Source organism: Enterobacter sp. ENT03 (genome assembly GCF_019218745.1).
GTDB lineage: Bacteria > Pseudomonadota > Gammaproteobacteria > Enterobacterales > Enterobacteriaceae > Enterobacter_D.
The window spans coordinates 67,568-73,967 of the sequence record NZ_JAHUXA010000018.1 but is presented as its reverse complement, the minus strand read 5'-3'; the positions used below and the strand labels follow the sequence as shown (position 1 = coordinate 73,967).

Annotated in this window: 4 protein-coding genes and 1 pseudogene; 3 read left to right on the top strand and 2 right to left on the bottom strand. The window is 56.0% G+C overall.

Annotation, left to right across the window (positions count from 1 at the left end; genetic code table 11):
- Nucleotides 1-197: pseudogene (locus KW828_RS18270) on the top strand (IS110 family transposase); the annotation flags it as partial.
- Nucleotides 198-258: 61 nt separating this feature from the next.
- Here the strand turns inward: KW828_RS18270 and kup are convergent.
- Entirely contained in the window at nt 259-2,127 is a 1,869-nt protein-coding gene (gene kup, locus KW828_RS18265) for a low affinity potassium transporter Kup (RefSeq protein WP_218337705.1), read from the bottom strand.
- Nucleotides 2,128-2,348: 221 nt separating this feature from the next.
- On the opposite strand from kup, the gene ravA reads away from it, so the two are divergent.
- Nucleotides 2,349-3,845: an ATPase RavA gene (gene ravA, locus KW828_RS18260; RefSeq protein WP_218337704.1), complete on the top strand. Its 1,497-nt coding sequence runs from the start codon at nt 2,349-2,351 to the stop codon at nt 3,843-3,845.
- Nucleotides 3,839-5,290, top strand: coding sequence for an ATPase RavA stimulator ViaA (gene viaA / locus KW828_RS18255; RefSeq protein WP_218337703.1), 1,452 nt, complete (start codon nt 3,839-3,841; stop codon nt 5,288-5,290). The genes ravA and viaA overlap by 7 nt, the downstream gene beginning before the upstream one ends.
- Nucleotide 5,291: 1 nt before the next feature.
- Here the strand turns inward: viaA and asnA are convergent, their stop codons facing one another.
- On the bottom strand, nt 5,292-6,284 hold the full coding sequence (gene asnA, locus KW828_RS18250; protein ID WP_218337702.1) for an aspartate--ammonia ligase: 993 nt from the start codon (nt 6,282-6,284) through the stop codon (nt 5,292-5,294).
- Nucleotides 6,285-6,400 lie beyond the last annotated feature (116 nt).

Genomic DNA, 6,400 nt, shown 5'->3' with positions numbered 1-6,400 from the left:
ATATGCCGGCGATGGTGGCGCTGTATAAAACGGCGTGGGGAAAAACGTTCAGGGAGCGTCTGGAGAAGAACGGCAAGGGAGCGAAGCTGATAATCGGGGCGATGATGCGTAAACTTGCCCAGGTGGCATATGGCGTCCTGAAATCAGGACGCCCGTTCGATGCCACGCTGCATGAGGAAAATGCTTGCATGGCATAACAGTATCTACGGTCTGTAGGCCCGTGCAAGTGAAGCGCCGCCGGGCGGAGGCGTTCAGAGATTAAATCTCAACCTGCGTACCGAGTTCAATCACCCGGTTAGGCGGGATTTCAAACTGGTCCGGCGCACGCAGTGCGTTACGTTGCAGTAACAAAAAGAGTTTGCCGCGCAGACGCAGATACCACGGGCGTTTGCCGAGGATCAGCGACTCATGGGACATAAAGAACGAGGTTTCCATCATCCGACAGCTCAGACCTTCCAGCCCACAGCGGTGGAATACCTCTTCTACGTTAGGAATTTCACGCCAGCCGTAGCTTGCCACCACGCGCCAGAAGGTCGGCGAGAGTTGCTCGATCTGCACGCGGCGAACGTTATGCACATAAGGTGCATCTTCCGTGCGCAGCGTCAGGAGGATGACACGCTCGTGCAGCACTTTGTTGTGCTTGAGGTTATGCAGCATGGCAAAGGGGATCACGTTCAGCGCGCGGGACATATACACGGCCGTGCCAGGCACGCGCACTGGCGGCGATTTCTCCAGCGAGGCGATCATCGCCTCCAGTGAATTACCGTGCTCATGCATGCGGCGCAGCAAACGGAAACGCTCGCTTTTCCAGGTGGTCATGATGACAAACATCACCATGCCGAGGCTCAACGGCAGCCAGCCGCCGGACAGCAACTTATCGAGGTTCGCCGAGAACAGCGGCACATCAATACACAGGAAGGCGATCAGCAGGAATCCCACCAGCAGTTTGTTCCAGTGCCAGTTTTTGCGCGCCACGGTCGTCGACAAAATAGTGGTCAGCACCATGGTGCCTGTCACCGCAATGCCGTAGGCCGCCGCCAGATTACTGGAGTGTTCAAAGCTGACAATGACAATAACTACCGCGCAATAGAGCAGCCAGTTCACGAACGGAATGTAGATCTGCCCGGATTCCATTTCCGAAGTATGAATGATGCGCATCGGAGACAGATAACCCAGACGTACCGCCTGGCGTGTCAGGGAGAAAACGCCGGAGATCACCGCCTGCGAAGCGATAACCGTCGCCAGCGTAGCAATAATCAGCATCGGTATTAACGCCCATTCAGGCGCGAGCAGGAAAAACGGGTTCTTGATGGCTTCAGGGGTTTCCAGTAACAGCGCGCCCTGACCGAAATAGTTCAGCACCAGCGACGGCAGCACCAGACTAAACCAGGCTACACGGATCGGCAGTTTGCCGAAATGGCCCATGTCCGCGTACAGTGCTTCCACGCCGGTGATCGACAGCACCACTGCGCCAAGCGCCACAAAAGAAACCGTTTTATATTCAAGGAAGAAATGGACCGCCCAGGCCGGATTGAGCGCCTGCAGCACTTCAGGGTTGCTGATAATACCGCGCAAACCAAGCACCGCCAGAATCAAAAACCACGCCAGCATGATGGGCGCAAAAAGTTTACCCACAAGCCCGGTGCCGTGCTTCTGGATCATAAACAGCAGCGTCAGGACGATGATCGACAGCGGCACCACCCAGGTTTCCAGCGACGGCGCAACAATCTCCAGCCCCTCTATCGCAGACATCACCGAAATCGCCGGTGTGATCACCACTTCACCATAGAAGAAGCTGCCGCCAATCAGCCCCATGATCACCAGCACCGAGGTCATGCGTGCCGAGGTATTTCGCCCGGCCAGCGACATCAACGTCAGGATCCCGCCCTCTCCGGCGTTATCGGCGCGCATGACAAAAGACAGGTATTTGACGGATACGACCAGGATCAGCAGCCAAAAAATGAGCGATAAAAAGCCGAACACAGCATCGCGCTCAACACCAAAACCAAACTGACCAGACAAACATTCACGAAGGGTATAAAGCGGGCTGGTACCAATATCACCGTACACAACGCCGATGGCTGCGAGCGTTATCGCAGGCAACGATTGCTTATTATCTGTGCTCATAGACTAATCTTTTGTTTGAATGCCAACTGTGTGCTTAGTCCCTTGGCCCACAAAAAGCGCACAGTATGCACGATTCTTTACCAAATCGTACCCCTAAATGCGGCCGGGTTATCCTGCCTCAAAGAAAATGAACCATTACTTCAGTCTATTACAAGCCCTTATTGAAACGTTTATACTCGCTGCTCTGCGCCCTAAACCCGGCGAAAGGAAGTAAATGAATTATGGCTCACCCACATTTATTAGCTGAAAGAATTTCCCGCCTCAGTACGGCACTGGAAAAAGGGCTTTTTGAGCGCAGCCATGCGATCCGCTTGTGTCTGCTGGCGGCCCTGAGCGGCGAAAGCGTCTTCCTGCTGGGCCCACCGGGGATTGCCAAAAGCCTTATCGCCCGAAGGCTGAAGTTTGCCTTTCGGAACGCCCGGGCGTTTGAATACCTGATGACGCGCTTTTCCACGCCGGAGGAGGTTTTCGGCCCGCTGTCGATTCAGGCGTTAAAAGACGAAGGACGCTATGAACGCCTCACCACCGGTTACCTGCCGGAGGCGGAAATTGTCTTTTTAGATGAGATCTGGAAAGCCGGCCCGGCGATCCTTAACACGCTGCTGACGGCCATTAACGAACGCCGTTTCCGCAACGGTGCCAGCGAAGCCAAAATCCCTATGCGTCTTTTGGTGGCAGCCTCCAACGAACTGCCGGAAGCGGACAGCAGCCTTGAAGCGCTGTATGACCGTATGCTTATTCGCCTGTGGCTGGATAAAGTGCAGGATAAGGGGAATTTCCGTGCCATGCTGGTGAGCCAGCAGGATGAAAACGACAATCCGGTTAGCGATGCCCTGCAAATCAGTGACGACGAGTATCATCAGTGGCAGCAGGATATTCCGAAGATCACCCTGCCCGATGCCGTCTTTGAGCTGATTTTTCAGCTGCGTCAGCAACTGGATAGCCTGCCTGATGCCCCGTATGTTTCCGATCGCCGCTGGAAAAAAGCCATTCGCTTACTGCAGGCCAGCGCCTTTTTCTCCGGACGCGATGCCGTGGCGCCGATCGATCTGATCCTGCTGAAAGACTGTCTGTGGCATGACGCAGAGAGCATGAATCTGCTTACGCAACAAATAGATATTTTGATGACCGTTCATGCCTGGCAGCAGCAGCCGATGCTGACCAGACTGGCGGCCATCGGGCAGCGCCGTCTTCAGTTACAACAGCAGCAAAGCGATAAAACTGCCCTGCGCGTGCTGCGCCAGAGCGGCATGTTCAGCCGTCGCCCGCACTATGAGTTACCGGCCGAACTCATCGATACCACCCTGACGCTGCTTCTCCAGCAGCCGCTGAAACTGCACGATATGCAGGTGATCCATCTCACCATTGAGCGATCTGCGCTTGAGCAGTGGCTGACAAAAGGCGGCGAGATCCGCGGCAAACTCAACGGCATCGGTTTTGCGCAGTTATTAAATCTGGAAGTCGACAGCACATTGCATCTACTGGTGCGCGACGTCAGTCTGCAAGGATCGCGTCTGGCCCTGCCAGGCAGCGCACAGGAAAACGTGCCGGATGAGATCACCCGCCAGCTGGAAGCGCTGGAAAACGAATGGCATCAGCAGCATACGCGCTTCAGTGAACAGCAAAAATGCCTGTTTATTCACAGCGACTGGGCGGGTCGCATTGAAGGCAGCCTGCAGGACGTTGGCGCGCAAATCAAACAGGCGCGTCAATGCTGACGCTGGATACCCTCAATGTGATGCTGGCGGTCAGTGAAGAGGGGATGATTGAAGAATTGATCCTCGCCCTGCTGGCCTCACCGCAACTGGCGATATTTTTTGAGAAATTCCCCCGTCTGCGCCATGCGATCACCGAGGATATTCCGCGCTGGCGGGAGGCATTAAAAGGCCGGCTGAAAGATACCCGCGTGCCGCCCGAGCTGACGGAAGAGGTCATCTGCTACCAGCAAAGCCAGCTGCTCTCCACCACGCAGCTCACCGTGCAGTTGCCACAAATCCTCACCCTGCTGGAAAAAGTCCATTCTCCTTATGCCGCGCAGGCAAAACAGCTGGTGGCTGATAACGTCACCTTTACGCCTTCCCTGCACACGCTGTTTTTGCAGCGCTGGCGGTTAAGCCTGGTGGTGCAGACCACCGCGCTCAATCAGCAACTGCTGGAAGAAGAGCGCGAGCAGTTGCTCAGCGAAGTGCAGGAGCGCATGACGCTTAGCGGGCAGCTGGATCCGGTGCTGGTGGAAAACGACAATGCAGCCGGACGGCTGTGGGATATGAGCGCCGGGCAGTTAAAGCGCGGCGACTATCAGTTGATCATAAAATACGGCGATTTTCTGGCCGCCCAGCCCGAACTGAAAAAGCTGGCCGAACAGCTGGGCCGCTCACGTGAGGCGAAGTCCGTACCCCGCAACGATGCGCCAATGGAAACTTTCCGCACGCTGGTGCGCGAGCCGTCCTCCGTTCCCGAACAGGTTGATGGCCTGCAACAGAGCGACGATATTCTGCGCCTGCTGCCGCCTGAACTGGCCACGCTGGGCATCAGCGAGCTGGAGTATGAGTTTTATCGCCGGCTGGTGGAGAAGCAACTGCTTACTTATCGCTTACAGGGCGAAGCCTGGCGGGAGAAGATCACTGAGCGACCAGTGGTGCATCAGGATTTTGATGAGCAACCGCGCGGACCGTTTATCGTCTGCGTCGATACGTCCGGATCGATGGGCGGATTTAATGAGCAGTGCGCGAAGGCATTTTGCCTGGCGTTGATGCGCGTGGCGCTGGCCGACCGACGCCGCTGTTTCATTATGCTGTTTTCCAGCGAAGTGGTGCGTTATGAACTGTCGGGCCAGGAAGGTATTGAGCAGGCGATCCGCTTTTTGAGTCAGCGTTTTCGCGGCGGTACCGATCTCGCCAGCTGTTTTCGCGCCATTATCGAGCGAATGCAGGGCGGCGAGTGGTTCGATGCAGATGCCGTGGTGATCTCCGATTTTATCGCCCAGCGGCTACCGGACGAGGTGATCGGCAAAATAAACGAGTTGCAGCGCGTCCATCAGCACCGCTTTCATGCGGTGGCAATGTCAGCGCACGGCAAGCCCGGCATCCTGCGCATTTTCGATCATATCTGGCGCTTTGATACCGGGATGCGCAGCCGCCTGCTGCGTCGCTGGCGGCGCTGAATTACAGCAGGGATGAGACGCTGTCGCGTACCTGAGCAGGCCAGACGCCGCACTGTACCTGACCAATGTGCGGCAGTTGCAGCAACAGCATGGTCAGACGTGACTGGCCGATCCCGCCGCCGATGGTCTGCGGCATCTGCCCTTCCAGCAGCGCGCGGTGCCATTCCAGCGCCAGACGATCTTCATCGCCGGTGAGTTTCAACTGACGTTTAAGTGTTTCGGCGTCAACGCGGATCCCCATCGAGGACAGCTCCAGCGCATCTTCCAGCACCGGGTTCCACACCAGAATATCGCCGTTCAGACCGGCAAAACCAGCTTCGGTGCGGGTCGTCCAGTCATCATAATCCGGGGCACGCACATCGTGACGTTTGCCGTCACTCAGATCGCCGCCGATGCCGATCAGGAACACTGCGCCCAGCTCTTTCGCAATGGCACGTTCGCGGCCCTTGGCATCAAGGCCAGGGAAGCGGGTCAACAGCTCTTCACTGTGTACAAAGTGGATTTGCTCTGGCAGGAACGGTGCCAGACCAAACTCCGCGCTCACTGCCGCTTCCGTTGCTTTAATACCAGACCAGATCGCCGAAACGGTCGCTTTTAACGTGCCGAGATGACGTTCGCCATCGCCAAGGACGCGCTCCCAGTCCCACTGATCGACATACACCGAGTGGATCGGCGTGAGGCGATCTTCATCCGGGCGCAGGGCTTTCATGTGCGTGTAAAGCCCTTCCCCGGCGCTGAAGTCGTGTTGCCCTAAGGTCTGCCGTTTCCACTTCGCCAGCGAGTGCACGACTTCAAAACGCGCATCCGGCAGCGTTTTCACACTGACCTGTACCGCTTTTTCGCAACCAGACAGGTTGTCCTGCGTGCCATCCCCTACCCGGCTGAGGATCGGTGCCTGAACTTCGATCAGGCCCAATTTTTCTTCCAGCTGACGGGAAAAGTGAGCTTTGACGAAACTGATCTGGCGTTGTTTTGCGATGTAAGCGGTTTTCATTATTGAACTCCTGTGTCCTGTTGGCACTGATTAAGCAACAAAACAAGAGTGATATTCAATAATCAACAGATAAAAAGCCCGCTTCACTTTTGATTCGATAAAATATGGCGCTAAAC

What these genes read in the sequence shown, in the direction of transcription:
- ravA (WP_218337704.1), top strand. Translation starts at nt 2,349, where the DNA reads ATGGCTCACCCACATTTATTAGCTGAAAGAATTTCCCGCCTCAGTACG.
- kup (WP_218337705.1), bottom strand. Translation starts at nt 2,127, where the DNA reads ATGAGCACAGATAATAAGCAATCGTTGCCTGCGATAACGCTCGCAGCC.
- asnA (WP_218337702.1), bottom strand. Translation starts at nt 6,284, where the DNA reads ATGAAAACCGCTTACATCGCAAAACAACGCCAGATCAGTTTCGTCAAA.
- viaA (WP_218337703.1), top strand. Translation starts at nt 3,839, where the DNA reads ATGCTGACGCTGGATACCCTCAATGTGATGCTGGCGGTCAGTGAAGAG.